Raw genomic sequence first — 16,633 nt, 5'->3', positions numbered from 1 at the left:
ACCTACTGGCTCGCCCAGACGATGCGCGCCATCCACTCGATCTCGGCCATCGATACCGTGCGATCGGGATGGGCGGGATTGAGAGACACGAGTTCGATAGCCTCGGCGCTGCGGCTTGCCAGCACTTTCGCCGTAACCTCGCCGCTGATGATCTTGACCACGACACGGTCGCCCTTGCGCACCTGCGCGCCGGGCTCAACGATCAACACGTCGCCGTCGCGATAGAGCGGCAGCATGGAATCGCCCTGAACCTGCAGCGCATAGGAGCCCTCGCCCGCGCCGGCGGGAAGCTCGATCTCCTCCCAACCCTGACCAACCGGGAAGCCGGCGTCGTCGAAGAAGCCGCCCGCGCCTGCCTGCGCGAAACCGAGCAGCGGAACGGCAGGACGCCTTTGCCGCACCCGCCCAACAGATCGACGTGGATGTTCCTCGACCAGCGCGAAGAGGTCGACAAGCGTGACGCCGGTCGCTTCGATGATCTTTGCGAGCGACTCCGTCGACGGCCAGCGTGGCCGGCCGTCAGCCGACAGCCGCTTCGACTTGTTGAAGGCGGTGGAATCGAGCCCGGCCCGCTTGGCAAGTCCCGACGCAGACAGCGAATGCTCCGCTGCGAGCGCGTCGATTGCCGCCCAGACACGTTCATGCGAGAGCATCGCGCCCTCCCCGAAGACAGGAAAAAATACCTTTCCAGCCTAGTTAATCCCTGCGCGGCGGACTGTCCAGCCCAATGCCGCCGGTTTCCTCAGGCTCTGAACGGCGCTCGCCCCGTTTCCAGCGCGTGGGCAAGGTGATCGAGCCGATCCTGACCCCAGAACGGTTCGCCGTTGAGCACGTAGACCGGCGCGCCAACCGCACCGGCGTCGCTCGCTTCACTGGTGTTGCGGGCAAGCGTTTCAGCGGCTTCGGGCTCGCCCGCGGCCTTCAGCACGGCGTCTGCATCGTGGCCCTCGGCCATAAGATAGGCTGCGAGCTGTTCAGGATCGGCGATGTTTTCACCCTTGGCCCACACACCCTGATGCACGCGCCAGATGAAGCCTGCGGGATCGGCTCCCTGCCTGACGAGCGCTATCACGCAGCGATCGGCAAGGCCGGGATCGACGGGGAAGAATTTGGGCTCGAGCTCCAGCGGCAGGCCGCGCATGTCGGCGATGCGCTGCAATTCGATCCGGCGGTAACGCTGGCGCAGCGGCGTGCGCTGGCCGAGCGGCACGGAGCCGGACTTTTCCCAGACGCCGCCAATGTTGATCGGCTTGTAGCGGATTTCAGCGCCGTGCCTCGCCGCGAGTTCATGGAACGCCTTGTGGCCGAGATAGGCGAAGGGCGAGGAACAGATGAAATAGTAGTCGATGGCGGTCATGGCGCAGCTTTCTCGTTTTGCCTGATTTTAACGTCGCAGGTCGCTGCTACAACGCTCGTATTGCCGACAGTGTGCTTTTTCTTGCGCCAGCGCTCGGTCAGGTCGCATCCTTGGCAAGTTGCCGAAGCCGCCCATGGGAGGCCATGAAGGTGCGTTCCTCCTCCGTGGGCTGGCGCGGTTTCGCGTCGACACCAAGATTGCCGACAACCTCGTCGATCGGCACGAAACGCCGCGCGCCGAAATCGTAGACGCCTGCCGTGGTCATCACCAGTGCCGCGGTGCGGCCATCCTCCAGCACGAAACGATGCCGCCCGATGACCTGCGTGTCTTCCCAGGTCTCCACTGTGGAGACCACTTCGAATTTTTTCCAGAGCCTGATCTCGCGCACATAGACGGCCTGCAAGCCGCCCATCATCGGCGCCCAGCGGTGCTTTCGCGCCAAGGCTATAAGCCCCGCGCGGGCAAATATGTCGATGCGGCCGACGTCGGCAAGCATCATGTAGCGGGCATTGTTGAGATGCAGGTTGGAATCGATGTCCGTCGGCAGGCAACGGAAGGTCAACCGGCTTTCGTCGCCCATGCGATAGCGACCGCGCGATTTGGCGGTCGCCATCATGCGGGCGAGGCGCAGCCAGACATACATAAGAGTGCTCCGTTGCTGCCGGCCTCGCGGTCCCCTCCCCGCTCACGGGGAGAGGAACGACTTCGGGGCCTAGGCCGCCTTCTTCGCCTTCGGGTAAGGGTTGAAGCGCTCGTAGAACGTCTCGTCTTTGCCCGCCATCTCTACCAGAAGCTTGGGTGCCTTGAACTGTGCGCCGTACTTCTTCTGCAGCTTCTTGGCGAGTGCGACGAACTCGGCCACGCCCATGCCTTCGATGTAGGAGAGCGCGCCACCCGTATAGGGCGCGAAGCCGAAGGCCAGGATCGAGCCGACATCCGCCTCACGCGGATCGGTGACGATGCCCTCTTCCATGACGCGGGCCGCTTCCAGCGCGATGGTCACGAGGAAGCGCTGCTTCAGCTCCTCGACATCGATCTTGTCGGCATCCTGCTGCGGATAAAGATCCTTGAGCCCCGGCCACAGGTGTTTCTTGGCCGGCTTTTCCGGATAGTCGTAGAAGCCCTTGCCGTTCTTGCGGCCGTGGCGGCCGTGCTTGTCAACCATGGTGTTGATGAGCGCGAACTGGTCCTGGTCCACCGCCTTCTCGCCAAGATCGCGAATGGTCTGCTTCATGATCTTCTGCGCAAGGTCGATGGCCGTCTCATCGGTCAGCGCCAGCGGGCCGACCGGCATGCCGGCCATCTTGGCGGCGTTCTCGATCATCGCCGGAGGCACACCCTCGATCAGCATCTGGTAGGATTCCGACATGTAGCGCAGCACGCAGCGGTTCACGTAGAAGCCGCGCGTGTCGTTGACGACGATCGGCGTCTTCCTGATCGCGCGAACATAGTCGATGGCCACGGCCAGCGCCTTGTCGCCCGTCTTCTTGCCCAGAATGATCTCGACCAGCATCATCTTGTCGACCGGCGAGAAGAAGTGGATGCCGATGAAATTGTCCGGGCGCTTGGAGTTCTTCGCCAGCCCGGTGATCGGGATCGTCGAGGTGTTCGACGCGAAGACCGCGTCCTTGGCGATGACGGCTTCCGTCTGCTCGGTGGCGCTCTTCTTGACCTCCGAATCCTCGAACACCGCCTCGATGACGAGGTCGCAGCCTTCTAGGTCCTTGTAGTCGACCGTCGGGGTGATGAGCGAAAGGAGCTGTTCCTTCTGCTCCTCCGTTGCACGGCCCTTCTTGATGGCGCCGTCCATCAGGCCCGCCGAATGCGCCTTGCCCTTCTCGGCAGCAGCGATGTCACGGTCGAGAAGCACCACGGGAATGCCGGCCTTGGCCGTCACGAAGGCGATGCCCGCGCCCATGAAGCCCGCACCAAGGACACCGATCTTCTTGAACTTCGTCTCCGGTACGCCCTGCGGACGGCGCGCGCCCTTGTTGAGTTCCTGCAGCGAGACGAACAGCGAACGCACCATCATGGCGGCTTCGGTCGAGCGCAAGATTTCGGTGAAGTAGCGCTGCTCGATCCGGAGTGCCGTGTCGAAGGGCACCAGCAGGCCCTCATAGGCGCATTTCAGGATCGCCGCGGCAGCCGGATAGTTGCCGTAGGTCTCGCGGCGCAGGATGGCGATTGCCGGCGGCCACAGGTTGGCGCCCGCGGCCGAATAGACGGGTCCGCCTGGCAGCTTGAAACCCTTCTCATCCCATGGCTGCACCGGCTTCAGGCCGGCGGCGATCATCGCCTTGGCGGCATCGATGAGTTTGGCGGGCTCGACAACCTCGTGGATCAGCCCCATCTGTTTCGCCTTCTTCGGCGAGAGGTTCTGGCCCGAGGTCAGCATCTGCAAGGCGGACTGCGGATCGGTCAGGCGCGGCACGCGCTGGGTACCGCCGGCACCCGGGAAAATACCGACCTTCACCTCCGGCAGCGCCATCTTGACCTTGTCCGAGTCGGCGGCCACGCGCCCGTGGCAGGCCAGCGACAGTTCGAACGCGCCGCCCATGCAGGTGCCATTGATCGCCGAGACCCACGGCTTGCCGCAGGTTTCCAGCTTGCGCCAGAGCCAGCTCATCCGGCCGGCGCCGTCGAACAGCATCTTGATCGCCTTGTCGTGGTCGCGCGCCTCTTCCTCGCGGAAGAGCTTGAGCATGCGCTGCAGCATGGTCAGGTCGGCACCGCCGGAAAACGTGTCCTTGCCGGAGGTGATGACGGCACCCTTGACGGCATCGTCGGCTACGACCTGGTCGATGATCTTGTCGAGTTCGTCCATCACCTCCTCGGTGAAGACGTTCATCGACTTGTCGGGCATGTCCCAGGTGACGAGGGCGATGCCGTCGGCATCGGTCTCCACGTTGAAATTCTTGTAGGTCATCTGATTGCTCCTCATGCCGCGGCGCTGTGGCGAAGCGCCGCCAGCACCGTTTCAGTCGTTTCTTTCCTGGCGAATTCGCCATCGAGGTTGGAAAGGGTCATGGCGTGGATTGCCTCCGCACTTTCGACTTCGCCGGAATGGCCGACACGGTCGAAAGTGTAGCAGGCGTCTTCCACGAGACGCGCGTCGAAGCCGAGATTGCCCGCCATGCGCGTCGTGGTCTCGACACAGTGATTGGTGGTGATGCCTGCGATGACCACCGTTTCGTACCCGCCGTCACGCAAACGCTGCTCGAGATCGGTGCCGATGAACGCCGAATTCACGTGCTTCACCAGCACCGGCTCGTCGGCCCGTTCGGCTGCTTCACCGATCGCCTCGTACCCGCTGCGCTCGGGGCGCAACAGGGACCCTGGCTCCTTTGACGCATGGCGGACATGGAAAACTGCGAGCCCCCGGTTCCTGAAGGCCTCCAGCAGGCGCGCCATGTTGGCCACCGCCTGCGGATTGTTGCGCCGACGGCCAGCGTCCTCGATCTCGACAAATGCCTTCTGCACGTCGACGAGGATCAGCGCCGCCTCTTTTCCAAAAGCCGCCATGGTTCGGTTTACACCCGCTCGATGATGGTCGCCGTGCCCATGCCCGCGCCGATGCACAGGGTCACAAGTGCTGTGTTGAGGTCGCGGCGCTCAAGCTCGTCCAGCACCGTGCCGAAGATCATCGCGCCGGTCGCGCCGAGCGGATGGCCCATGGCGATCGCGCCGCCATTGACGTTGATCTTGTCGTGCGGAATGTCGAACGCCTGCATGTAGCGCAGCACCACGGATGCGAACGCCTCGTTCAGCTCGAACAGGTCGATGTCCGAGAGTTTCATCTTGGACTTGGCGAGCAGCTTCTCGGTCACGTCCACCGGGCCGGTCAGCATGATCGCCGGCTCGGAGCCGATGTTGGTGAAAGCACGGATGCGCGCGCGCGGCTTGAGGCCCAGCGTCTTGCCGGCCTTCTTGGAGCCGAGCAGCACGGCAGCCGCACCATCGACGATGCCACTCGAATTGCCGGCGTGATGCACGTGATTGACCGCCTCTACTTCCGGGTGGCGCTGGATGGCGACGGCATCGAAGCCGCCCATCTCGCCCGGCATCACGAAGGACGGATTGAGCGAAGCCAGCGACTGCATGTCTGTCGAAGGCCGCATATGCTCGTCATGGTCGAGGATCGTCATGCCGTTCTGATCCTTGATCGGCACGACCGACTTCTTGAAGTAGCCCTTCTCCCACGACTTTGCCGCGCGCTTCTGGCTTTCGACCGCATAGGCGTCGACGTCGTCGCGCGAGAAGCCGTACTTGGTTGCGATCAGGTCGGCCGAGACACCCTGAGGCACGAAATAACCGGGCAAACCGACCGAGGGGTCCATGAACCATGCACCACCCGACATGCCCATGCCGACGCGGCTCATCGATTCCACGCCGCCGGCAATCACGATGTCGTCGGAACCGCCGGCGATCTTGGCCGCGCCGAGGTTGATAGCATCGAGCCCGGACGCGCAGAAGCGCGAGATCTGAATGCCGGGCGCTTCGGTCGCGTAACCGGCCTCGAAGGTCGCGGCGCGCGGGATCACCGAGCCTGCTTCGCCGACCGGATCGACGCAGCCGAAGATGATGTCGTCGACGGTGGAGGTGTCGAGCCCGTTGCGGTCGCGCACGGCCTCCAGCGTCTTTGCCGCAAGGCGAACCGCCGGCACTTCGTGCAGCGAGCCATCCTTCTTGCCGCGTCCGCGCGGGGTGCGCACGGCATCATAGACATATGCGTCTGCCATCTGTTTTCTCCCTTTCGACCGGCGGCGCCCTTGCGGCACCGCCCGGAGTTTCGTTGACGGTTTACTGCCCGGTCGGCATCAGCGCCTCGGGCGCAGCCCAGCCGGGCAGGTTGCGGATGCGGTCGAGCCAGCGCCCGATCGCGGGATAGTCGTTCCAGTCGGCATCGATCTGCTGCGGCCAGAAGAGATAGCCGCAAAGAGACAGGTCGGCGATGGTCGGGCGCGCGGCAGCGACCCATTCGCAGCCCGCAAGATGCGTTTCCAGCACCTTCCACGCATCCTGCGCGCGACTGTAGATGAATTCGGCCGCCGGATCGCCCTTCTTGCCGCGGAAATGGCGCATGAAGCGCTCGGTTGCCGTGTAGCTGGTCAGCTTGTGGTTATCGAAGAGTATCCAGCGCAGGATCTCGAACTTCTCGGCTTCGGTCTCGTGGCCGAATCTGCCGAAATGGCGGGCGAGATAAAGCAGGATTGCGCCCGACTGGCTGAGCGTGAAATCGCCCTCGTCGCGATGGTGGACAAGGATTGGGGCCTCACCCATCACATTGACCGCGCGATATTCGGGCGAGCGCGTCTCACCCTTGAAGAACTCGACGCCGCGAGCCTGCCAGTCGGCCCCGCAGAGCGTGAGCATCAGCGCCGGCTTGTAGGAATTACCGGATTCCGAGAAGCAGTAGAGCGTGAATTCGGCCATCTTCACAGCCCCCTCGCGATGAGCAGCTTCATGATCTCGTTGGTGCCGCCGTAGATGCGCTGAACGCGTGCGTCGCGATACATGCGGGCGATCGGATACTCGTTCATGTAGCCGTAGCCGCCATGAAGCTGCAGGCACTCGTCGACGACCTTGCATTGCAGGTCGGTCAGCCAGTATTTCGCCATAGAAGCGGTCGCCGGGTCGAGCCCGCCATCGAGGTGGCGTGCCACGCAGTCATTGTAGAAGACACGGCCGATGGTCGCCTCCGTCTTCAGTTCCGCCAGCTTGAACTGCGTATTCTGGAAGTCGATCACGGCTTTGCCGAAGGCCTTGCGTTCCTTGACGTAATCAATGGTGACCGCCAGCGCGCGCTCGATCATGGCGATCGCCTGCGTGCCGATCAGCAGCCGCTCTTGGGGAAGCTGCTGCATGAGCTGGATGAAGCCCTGCCCTTCCTCATGACCCAGGAGGTTCGAGGTCGGAACCCGCACATCGTTGAAGAACAGCTCCGACGTGTCGTTGGACTTGAGCCCGACCTTGTCGAGGTTGCGGCCGCGCTCGAACCCGTCGGCATCGGCCGTCTCCAGCACGATCAGCGAGGTGCCCTTGGCGCCCTTCTCCGGGTCGGTCTTGGCGACGACGATGATCAGATCGGCAAGCTGTCCGTTGGTGATGAACGTTTTGGACCCGTTGATGCGGTACTGGTTGCCGTCCTTCTCGGCGCGCGTCTTGACGCCCTGAAGGTCGGAGCCGGCGCCCGGTTCCGTCATCGCGATAGCGCCGATCATCTCGCCGGTCGCCAGTTTCGGCAGCCACTTCTTCTTCTGCTCGTCGGAGCCATAGTGAAGAATGTAGGGCGCGACGATGGCGTTGTGCAGGGCAATGCCGAAACCATCGACGCCGACATGGCCGATCGCCTCGATGATGGCGCTCTCATGCGCGAAGGTTCCGCCCGAGCCGCCATATTCCTCGGGCATCGAAGCGCAGAGCAGGCCGTTGGCGCCCGCCTTCTCCCAGCTCTCGCGGTCGAACTTCTCGTTCTTCTCGAACTCCTCGTAGCGCGGCGCGATCTCTTCCGTCAGGAAACGGTTCGCCATGTCGTAGAGCATGCCGACTTCGTCGCCCGCCCAGGCGGGCCTTGGAAGACCGAGAATTTCTGCCGGTTGCATCGCCACGAAGACCTCCCTGATACTCTTCCGCAAGACGTTCAAGCTTGAACAGACTGGTGGAATAGTCCCTAGAAGGCGTCCTTCGCAAGAGCCATCATCGAATCCGCGCCTGCCGAAATGCGTGCCAGGTGCGCCCCGGTCTCCGGCATGACGCGCTCCATGAAGTAGCGGGCCGTGACCAGCTTGGTCTCGTGCAGCGGCGATGCCGCGCCTGCCTCGACCTTCTCCTGCGCGACCTTGACCATGCGGGCCCACATATAGCCGAGCGCTACGAGGCCGAAGAGGTGCAGGTAGTCGGTGGAGGCCGCACCCGCATTGTCGGGCTTCTGCATCGCGTTCTGCATCAGCCACATGGTGGCCGCCTGAAGGTCGTTCAGACCCTTTTTCAGCGCCTTGGTGAACGGCGCCATCTTCTCGTCGGCACGGTTTTCCTCGCAGAAGTCGCCGACCTCCTTGAAGAAGGACTGCACCGCGCGGCCACCGTTGAGCGCCAGCTTGCGGCCGACGAGATCGAGCGCCTGGATGCCGTTGGCACCCTCGTAAATCTGGGCGATGCGGGCGTCGCGCACGAACTGGCTCATGCCGTGCTCTTCGATGTAGCCGTGGCCACCGAAGACCTGCTGCGCCATCACCGCATGCTCGAAGCCCTTGTCGGTCAGCACGCCCTTGATTATCGGGGTCATCAGGCCGAGCAGGTCGTCAGCCGTCTGGCGGTCATTCTCGTCGCCCGAACGGTGCGCGACGTCGGACTTGAGCGCGGTCCACAGCACGAGCGCGCGGCCGGCCTCGTTGAACGCGCGCATCACCATCAACTTGCGGCGGATGTCCGGGTGGACGATGATCGGGTCGGCCTTCTTCTCCGGCGCCTTCGGGCCCGAGAGCGATCGGCCCTGGATACGCTCCTTCGCGTAGGCCACGGCATTCTGATAGGCGATCTCACCCATCGACAGGCCTTGGAGGCCGACGCCAAGGCGCGCTTCATTCATCATCACGAACATGGCCTTGAGGCCGCCATTCTCCTGGCCGATCAGGAAGCCCTCCGCCTCGTCGTAGTTCATCACGCAGGTCGAGTTGCCGTGAATGCCCATCTTTTCCTCGATGGAGCCGCAGGACACCGCGTTGCGCTCGCCGGGGTTGCCATCGGCATCCAGCTTGAACTTCGGCACGATGAACAGCGAGATGCCCTTCACGCCCTCCGGCGCGCCCTCGATGCGGGCCAGCACCAGATGGATGATGTTCTCGCTCATGTCGTGCTCGCCGGCCGAGATGAAAATCTTCTGGCCGGAAATCTTGTAGCTGCCGTCGCCGGCAGGCACCGCCTTGGTGCGCAGCATGCCGAGATCGGTGCCGCAATGCGGCTCCGTCAGGTTCATGGTGCCGGTCCAGACGCCGTCGGTCATCTTCGGCACGAAGGTCTGCTTCTGCTCGTCCGAGCCATGGGCGAGGATCGCGGCGATCGCACCCTGGGTGAGGCCCGGATACATCATCAGCGCCATGTTGGCCGAAGAGAGGTATTCGCCAAGCGCCGTGTGAACCGCATAGGGCAGGCCCTGCCCGCCATATTCGGCCGGCACCGAGAGGCCCATCCAGCCGCCTTCGCGATACTGGTCGTAGGCTTCCTTGAACCCCTTGGGCGTCGTCACCGAACCGTCGGCGTTGCGCGTGCAGCCCTGCTCGTCGCCCACACGGTTGAGCGGGTGCATGACGTTCTCGGCGAGCCTTGCCGCCTCTTCGAGGATCGCCTCGAGCACATCCGGCCCGGCATCCGAGAAGCCGGGTAGGTTGGCGTAGCGTTCATAGCCAAGCACATCATTGAGAACGAACAGCGTGTCCGCGACAGGCGCCTTGTAGGTCGGCATGAAAAGTCCTCCAGAGGTCGGGCAGATCTTCACCGCGCGGGATCGTTCCACGGCGAAGCCAGGATCGAAAGACACATTAACAACAATTGACGTTTGCGTAAACGTCAATTGTAAGGATGCGGCAATTTTCCACGCGGGTTTCACCCTGTCGGGCGTCTGTCACAAGGTCGCGCTAAGTGGCCGCATTCTCCATTGGAACCAGACCATGCAGACAGGCGACATAACACTGCGCCCGCACCGCCCCGACACACGGGAGATGCTCTGGAAGCCGGCGCGCTGACCAAAAGAAAAGGGGCCGCTTGAAGCGGCCCCTTTTTTCAAATTTCAAGCAATGCGGGGCCTTAGGCCGCTGCGCCCTGTCGTGCAGCCAGCGCCGAGCGCCACGTGTTCATCGCGCTTTTCAGGTCGCCGATCGCGTCCTCGATGGCGAGGCGCTGCTTCTCCAGCCGGCCGAGCTGGCGCTCGGACTTGTCGAGCAGCGTACGAAGCTGCTTCGCGTTGCCGGAATCGGGATCATACATGTCCATGATCTGCTTGACCTCGCGGAGCGAGAAACCGACCTTTCGGCCGAGCATGATCAGCTTCAGGCGGGTCACGTCACGCTGCGTGTAGAGGCGCGTATTGCCCTCGCGCTTAGGGTTCAGCAGACCCTTGTCCTCGTAGAAGCGAAGGGTGCGCAGCGTCACGTCAAACTGCTTGGCCATGTCGCCAATACGTATGTACCCGTCGGAAAGCTCCGACGCATTGGCCATGCTTTCGCCGGCCGGCCTCATGTTCATCATTTCACAATTCCCCGTGGGTTGCGCTTCGGCTCGCCGCGGAAGCGCCGATTGGATGCGAGTGGGGCGAACAAGCATCCGATCAAGTGGACCAAACGTCGAAACGAACCGCAACGCGCGGCCCGTCAGTTGGCGCGCATATAGGCGCATATAAGTTATGCTGCAAGTGCGAAATCCTGCCGCAGGCAGTGCGCTCCACAGGCAGCAATAAGCGAAATGGTAATTTAGGTTAACGGCTTGTTTACCACGTTCGGGGAATTGTCCGCAGGACGAAGTCCCGTGGTTATCCTGTTTTTTGTTGCTTACGGAGCCTTCCGCCGAGGGAAGCCCGGTCATGCCGATATCGGCAAAAGGGCAACCGTCGGAAAAGAGTGAAGCAACCCCCGGCCTTCCGGCTATCAAGCGGCGACGGACGTTTCGATGAACAACAGACGCTCCTATCTCGATTCGATCAACGCGGGCCGCAGGCGCAGGGCCAGCACTTCGCTCGAAGACATTGCCAGCAGCCTGGACGAGCTGGAAACGCGGATACGCAGACCTCTCGAAGATCAACGCGATCCCTACCGCCAGGGGCCGCGTGACACCCATCCCGATCAGTATGAACGCGCCTGGCGCGAGGATCGCCTATCGACTGCCGATCTTTCCTCGGAGTTGAACGCGCTTCGCCGCGACTTGCGCGACCAGATGGGTTCCGGGCTGCGCCGGGAATTTACCGCGCTCAAGCAGGAAATCGAGGACGCAATGCAACGTTCGGGGCCGCTTGGCCAGACTGCAGACCTGAGCGCCGAGTTCGAACGCCTGTCCGGCATGATCCACAAGCTCGCCGAACAGAGTGACGACCGTCAGGTCAACATGCTGCGCCTCGAGATGGAGCAGGTGAAAAACGCGCTGGGCAAGCTGGCGCGGGAAGACACCGTGCAATCCTACGATCGCCGATGGAGCGAACTCGACCAGCGCTGGAGCAACATTGCCAGCCAGGTCGCCAATGTCGGTGGCGGCAACGCGGACGACCCTGCTTTGCAGGCGCTCAGCGCGCGCCTTGAGCAAATCGGCGACGCCGTCAACGCACTGCCGACCTCTGTTACGCTGCGCTCGCTCGAAGACAAGATGAAGATCCTGGCGACCACCGTCGACCAGTTCGCACACCAGCAGGACCGGATCGGACCGGAAGCGCTCGACGCGATCGAAGAGCGGCTGGACGAGATTTCCCGTGCCGTGGCAGCCTCCGCCGGCGCCGGCCGTCCAACGGCGTTCGATCCGGAACCGTTTGAGCGCATAGAGGCGCGAATCTCAGCGTTGGCCCGCCAGCTCGACGACTCCGCTGTAGACAACCAGTCCGGCGTGCTTGTGGATCAGCTCGCCGCACTCTCCAGTCGTATCGAGGACATCTCCCAGCGCGTCGACCTGCCCGAGCAGGTTATCGAGCGCCTCGCCGAGCGCATCGACACGATCTCCTACAAGCTCGAGCAGGCTCCGGCTCAACCGGACATGGACCACGTTTTCCGTGGGCTCGACGATCGTTTCGCTTCCATCTCCGCGATGCTCGAGCAGCGTCACGAGGATTCCGTCGCGCAGGGTCAGGTTCTGTTCAGCGATCTGGAGCGCAGGCTGGAAAGCGTGGCCGCGCGCATTGACAACTCCGGTGCCGATGCTGCCCACGACGCCCGTTTCATCGAGGCGATGGACGCGCGCTTTGCCGATCTCGCCGCGCGGCTGGAACAGCAGCCTGCTGCGCCGGCGGACGAACAGGCTATCCGTTCGCTGGAAGCACGCATGGACACTATGTCCAGCAAGCTCGAATCCTCGCTGCTGCAGCCCGGCATCGACAAGGACCTTATCCGCAGCCTGGAATCGCAGATCGCTGACCTCACATCACACCTTTCAAAGCCTTCGCCGGCCAGCGCAGACGAAGACATCCGTCCGCGGCTCGACAAGATCGAACAGTCCATCGTCGAAAGCCGCCGGGATGTGATCGAGGCGGCAAGACAGGCTGCCGAGGAAACGGTTCGCCATTTTGCGAGCACGGGCAGCGAGGGACCGCTGGTCGCGGGGCTCGTTGACGATCTGAAATCGCTGGAAGCGCTTACACGCCGCTCTGACGATCGCAACGCGAAGACGTTCGAGGCCATCCACGATACGCTCCTGAAGATCGTCGGCAGGCTCGGCACGATAGAGGCTGGCGGCGCGGCCGAACCAAAGCCTGCGGCGACGCCGCGCCAGACCCTTCTCGACGCCGACAGGACTCCGTCGCTCGAGCCTTCGAACGAGGCGTTGCCAATGGCTGCCACGAACGAAGTGGCTCCACCTGCAAGCGAGAAAGATACGGGCCGCACTGCCAGGCGAACCGCCGCGGCAGCCGCGGCACAGGCGGCCGCCGATGCCCTGCGCGACGATGCAGACGGAGCCAGCGCGAAAGCAGCCGGCGGACGCGTTTCGATGCTCGGCGGCTTGACGCGCGCGCTCTCGGGTCGCAAGACCAGCGCCAGCGAACAGGAACATCAGCCCCTTGCTGGTGACGCACAGGACGCCTCGCAGGCCGACAGTGTTGCGCCAAACGTCGAACTTGACAGCCGCCTGGACCCCGAGCTGGCGAACCAGCCGCTCGAGCCCGGTTCCGGAGCACCGGATCTGAACGCCATCATGAAGCGGGTGCGCGACGAGCGCGGTCAACCGCCAAAGCCCGGCGCCGACGCGGACACTGCCAAGGCCGACTTCATCGCCGCGGCGCGACGGGCTGCCCAGGCAGCAGCCGCTGAGGCCGAGATCATGAAGCGGCGGCCGGCAACCAAGGCGAAATCCGGTGGGTTCAGCCTCGGAGGTCTCCTCAAGCGCCGCCGCAAGCCGGTCCTGATGGGCGTCGCCGCCATCCTGATCGCGCTGGCGGGGCTTCAGATCGGCCGAACCGTGATCGGAGGCAACAGCGATGAGCCTGTTGCCGAAGCGCCAGCGCCGACCTCCGCACCTCTGGTTGCCGAAGCGGTTGAACCGGAGATGATCGAAGACGCGCCGGATCAGCCCGTGCGCATGGCCGGCGAAGATGCCCCCAAAGCCACGGACGCGACGATGACAACGGAAGCGCCGCAGGCGACCCAAGCTGCCTCAACGGACTGGCTCGAAGCCGACGCGGCCGCGCCATTGCCGGTCGAGGCTGAGGAGCCGCAACAGGAAGCAGCAGCCGCGCAGCCGGCCGAGATCGAGGAAAGCACCGCTCCGGCAGAGGAAACGACCGCCGAGATCGCGAGCATACCCGATGCCAGCGAGGAGGCCGTTGCCGCCATCCCCGTCGATGCCGGCCCGATCGCGCTGCGCGAGGCCGCCGCCGCCGGTGATCCCAAGGCGCTCTACCAGATCGGCAATCGTTACGCGGAAGGCCGCGGAACCCAGGAAGACATGGCCAAGGCGGCCGAGTGGTACCAGAAGGCGGCCGACCAGGGGCTGGCCCCTGCCCAGTACCGCATCGGCAACCTCTACGAGAAGGGCATTGGCGTCGAACGCGATGTGAAGGCAGCCAAGACCTGGTATCAGCTTGCGGCGGCGCAGGGCAACGCCAGCGCCATGCACAATCTCGCCGTGCTCAATGCCATGGGCGCTGACGGCACGACCGACAACGATACGGCCGCGCGCTGGTTTGCCGAGGCAGCCGAATTCGGAGTGCAGGACAGCCAATTCAACCTCGGCATCCTGGCCGCCAAGGGCGTCGGCATGCAGCAGAACCTCGAGGAAGCCTATAAATGGTTCGCTCTGGTTGCCAAGGCCGGCGACAAGGACGCGGCCGCCAAGCGCGACGAGGTTGCCAAGGCACTGCGTCCCGAGCAGCTCGAGAATGCCCGTGCAGCGGTAGAACTCTGGCGCGCCAAGCCCGTCGATGCCGAAGCGAACACGGTCGAGGTTCCCGATAGCTGGAGCGAAGGCGAGGAGGTCACGGCCAGCGTCGACATGAAGCAGGCCGTCCGCAACATCCAGACGATCCTGAACAAGAACGGTTACGAGGCCGGCTCCGCCGACGGTGTCATGGGCGCGAAGACCAAGGCCGCCATCGCCGCATTCCAGGGTGACAACGGCATGAAAGCCACCGGCGAAGTCGACGAGCCGACGGTGCGCGCGCTGCTGGAACGCCGCTAATTGCGACACGGCGCGCCGCTTTAGCGCAAATACCTGCAAATCCCGGATTTTTTCGGGATTCAATCGCCTTCTGGCGTTTGACTTCGTGGACATGTCGGCGCAAGAACGGGGTACCGTCCTGGTCCGCTTCGAAAGCAGGAACGGTTCCAGGGTCCGGACACGAATAGTCGAGCTTGGCGGTGGGCATCTATCTCCCGATCGCGGAAATGTCGGTCAACATGGTCGTGCTTCTGGCCATGGGTGCTGCGGTGGGCTTCCTGTCGGGCTTGTTCGGTGTGGGCGGCGGATTTCTCATCACGCCGCTGCTGATCTTCTACAATATTCCGCCGGCAATCGCCGTCGCCACGGGTGCGAACCAGGTTATCGCCTCGTCCACCTCAGGCGCGCTTTCGCACTTCAAGAAGGGCACGATAGACTTCAAGCTCGGAACGGTGCTTCTGGCTGGCGGTGTCGTCGGCTCCACCGTCGGCGTATGGGTGTTCTCGCTGCTGCGTAGCGTCGGCCAGCTCGATCTCTTCGTCTCGCTGCTCTATGTCGCGCTCCTTGGCACTGTCGGCACCATGATGCTGATCGAGAGCGTGCGCGCGATGCGCCGGGCAGCGGGCGGCGCGGTTCCATCGCTGCGCAAGCCCGGCCAGCACAACTGGATCCACCGCCTGCCACTCAAGATGCGCTTCCGCGCTTCCAAGCTGTTTGTCAGCGTTATCCCCGTGCTCGGGCTGGGGGCAATTATCGGTTTCCTCGCCTCGATCATGGGCGTGGGCGGCGGCTTCATCATGGTGCCAGCCCTGATCTACCTGCTGAAAGTGCCGACAAACGTGGTTATCGGCACCTCGCTGTTCCAGATCGTCTTCACCGCCGCCTACACCACGATCGTGCACGCTACCACCAACCAGACGGTCGACGTGGTGCTGGCATTCCTCCTGATGATCGGTGGCGTTGCCGGCGCGCAGTACGGCGCCAAGGCGGGACAGAAACTGCGCGGCGAGCAATTGCGCGCACTACTCGCACTGCTGGTGGTAGCGGTGGCGCTGCGGCTGGCGTTCGACCTCTTCGTGCGTCCGAACTCGCTCTATTCCCTGTCTTCGCTGTCGGGGATCTGAAGCATGTCTGTCGTTCGCCTCCCAGCACTTGCCGGCACGCTGATGGCGATCCTGCTGCCGCTGATGCCGGCCGCGGCCCAGGCGCCTGAGACCACCAATCCGGAGAATATCCAGATCGGCCTCTCCACCGATCGGGTGTCGATCACGGCAGACTTCTCCGGTGCCGATCTGACCATCTTCGGCGCGCTGGACAATGCCGATCCGCTGGTATCGCGCCACGGCCGCTACGATGTCATCGTGGTGCTGGAAGGTCCGCCCCGCCCCGTCGTCGTGCGCAAGAAGAACCGCGTGCTTGGCATGTGGATCAACACCCAGTCGGAGACCTTCGTCAGCGTTCCCGTATCCTATTCCGTCGCCACCACGCGTGCCTGGCAGGACGTGACCAATCCGGCGAGCTATCGTCAGATGGCGCTGGGAGCCGACAACATAACCCTGATACCGGCCGACAAGACTGGCGATGCGGAAACGATTGCCGAGTTCACAGCCGCACTGCGTGAGCGCAAGAAGGCGTCCGAACTGTTTAGCGAGCGCGTCGGCGGTGTGCATTTCCTGTCGCAAAGTCTGTTCCGGGCGACGCTGCACCTTGCACCCAACGTGCCGGTCGGCACGCACAGGGCGCGCGCCTTCCTTTTCAAGAACGGTGCTTTCATCGACGAAAGCTCCGCGCAGCTCTCGATCCAGAAGGCCGGGTTCGAGCAGCGCCTGTTCCGCGCCGCGCAGGAGAACAGCTTTCTGTACGGCGTTGCCGCCGTTGCACTGGCCTTTCTCACCGGATGGGTCGGCCGCGTGGTCTTCCGCAAGGACTGACCGG

13 protein-coding genes are annotated in these 16,633 nt (G+C 63.5%); 3 read left to right on the top strand and 10 right to left on the bottom strand.

What is annotated here, in order from left to right:
* Positions 1–2: 2 nt before the first annotated feature.
* From V1479_RS06170 to V1479_RS06125, 10 genes are all read right to left on the bottom strand, one after another.
* Positions 3–653, bottom strand: a complete 651-nt coding sequence (locus V1479_RS06170) for a S24 family peptidase (protein WP_368802141.1) — start codon at positions 651–653, stop codon at positions 3–5.
* 89 nt (positions 654–742) lie between these two features.
* Positions 743–1,357, bottom strand: a complete 615-nt coding sequence (locus V1479_RS06165; RefSeq protein ID WP_368802140.1) for a 2-hydroxychromene-2-carboxylate isomerase — start codon at positions 1,355–1,357, stop codon at positions 743–745.
* Between the two features lie 97 nt (positions 1,358–1,454).
* Positions 1,455–2,000 (bottom strand): thioesterase family protein, encoded by a 546-nt coding sequence (locus V1479_RS06160; RefSeq protein ID WP_173187154.1) that lies wholly within the window; start codon positions 1,998–2,000, stop codon positions 1,455–1,457.
* 69 nt (positions 2,001–2,069) lie between these two features.
* Complete coding sequence (locus V1479_RS06155; protein WP_368802139.1) at positions 2,070–4,283, bottom strand: 3-hydroxyacyl-CoA dehydrogenase NAD-binding domain-containing protein; 2,214 nt, start codon at positions 4,281–4,283, stop codon at positions 2,070–2,072.
* An 11-nt stretch (positions 4,284–4,294) separates the two neighbouring features.
* Positions 4,295–4,879 carry a cysteine hydrolase family protein gene (locus tag V1479_RS06150; RefSeq protein WP_368802138.1) on the bottom strand — a complete coding sequence of 195 codons (585 nt, stop codon included), beginning with the start codon at positions 4,877–4,879 and terminating at the stop codon, positions 4,295–4,297.
* A gap of 8 nt (positions 4,880–4,887) precedes the next feature.
* Positions 4,888–6,096, bottom strand: a complete 1,209-nt coding sequence (locus V1479_RS06145) for an acetyl-CoA C-acetyltransferase (RefSeq protein WP_173187158.1) — start codon at positions 6,094–6,096, stop codon at positions 4,888–4,890.
* Positions 6,097–6,157: 61 nt separating this feature from the next.
* The gene (locus V1479_RS06140; RefSeq protein WP_368802137.1) at positions 6,158–6,790 is read right to left on the bottom strand and encodes a glutathione S-transferase family protein; all 633 of its coding nucleotides are present in this window, start codon (positions 6,788–6,790) and stop codon (positions 6,158–6,160) included.
* 2 nt (positions 6,791–6,792) lie between these two features.
* A complete protein-coding gene (locus tag V1479_RS06135; RefSeq protein WP_368802830.1) occupies positions 6,793–7,959 on the bottom strand; it encodes an acyl-CoA dehydrogenase family protein in 1,167 nt (388 codons plus the stop codon).
* Between the two features lie 68 nt (positions 7,960–8,027).
* Positions 8,028–9,818: an acyl-CoA dehydrogenase C-terminal domain-containing protein gene (locus V1479_RS06130; RefSeq protein ID WP_368802136.1), complete on the bottom strand. Its 1,791-nt coding sequence runs from the start codon at positions 9,816–9,818 to the stop codon at positions 8,028–8,030.
* 341 nt (positions 9,819–10,159) lie between these two features.
* Positions 10,160–10,597 carry a MerR family transcriptional regulator gene (locus V1479_RS06125; RefSeq protein WP_368802829.1) on the bottom strand — a complete coding sequence of 146 codons (438 nt, stop codon included), beginning with the start codon at positions 10,595–10,597 and terminating at the stop codon, positions 10,160–10,162.
* 420 nt (positions 10,598–11,017) lie between these two features.
* On the opposite strand from V1479_RS06125, the gene V1479_RS06120 reads away from it, so the two are divergent.
* From V1479_RS06120 to V1479_RS06110, 3 genes are all read left to right on the top strand, one after another.
* Positions 11,018–14,719, top strand: coding sequence for a peptidoglycan-binding protein (locus V1479_RS06120; RefSeq protein WP_368802135.1), 3,702 nt, complete (start codon positions 11,018–11,020; stop codon positions 14,717–14,719).
* Positions 14,720–14,898: 179 nt separating this feature from the next.
* Complete coding sequence (locus V1479_RS06115; protein ID WP_173187162.1) at positions 14,899–15,822, top strand: sulfite exporter TauE/SafE family protein; 924 nt, start codon at positions 14,899–14,901, stop codon at positions 15,820–15,822.
* Positions 15,823–15,825: 3 nt separating this feature from the next.
* Positions 15,826–16,629, top strand: coding sequence for a TIGR02186 family protein (locus V1479_RS06110; RefSeq protein ID WP_173187164.1), 804 nt, complete (start codon positions 15,826–15,828; stop codon positions 16,627–16,629).
* The last annotated feature ends 4 nt before the right edge of the window (positions 16,630–16,633 follow it).

Source organism: Neoaquamicrobium sediminum, from assembly GCF_040970315.1.
Classification (GTDB): domain Bacteria; phylum Pseudomonadota; class Alphaproteobacteria; order Rhizobiales; family Rhizobiaceae; genus Aerobium; species Aerobium sediminum.
The sequence above is the reverse complement of the archived record's forward strand: the minus strand, read 5'-3'. Positions and strand labels throughout refer to the sequence as shown.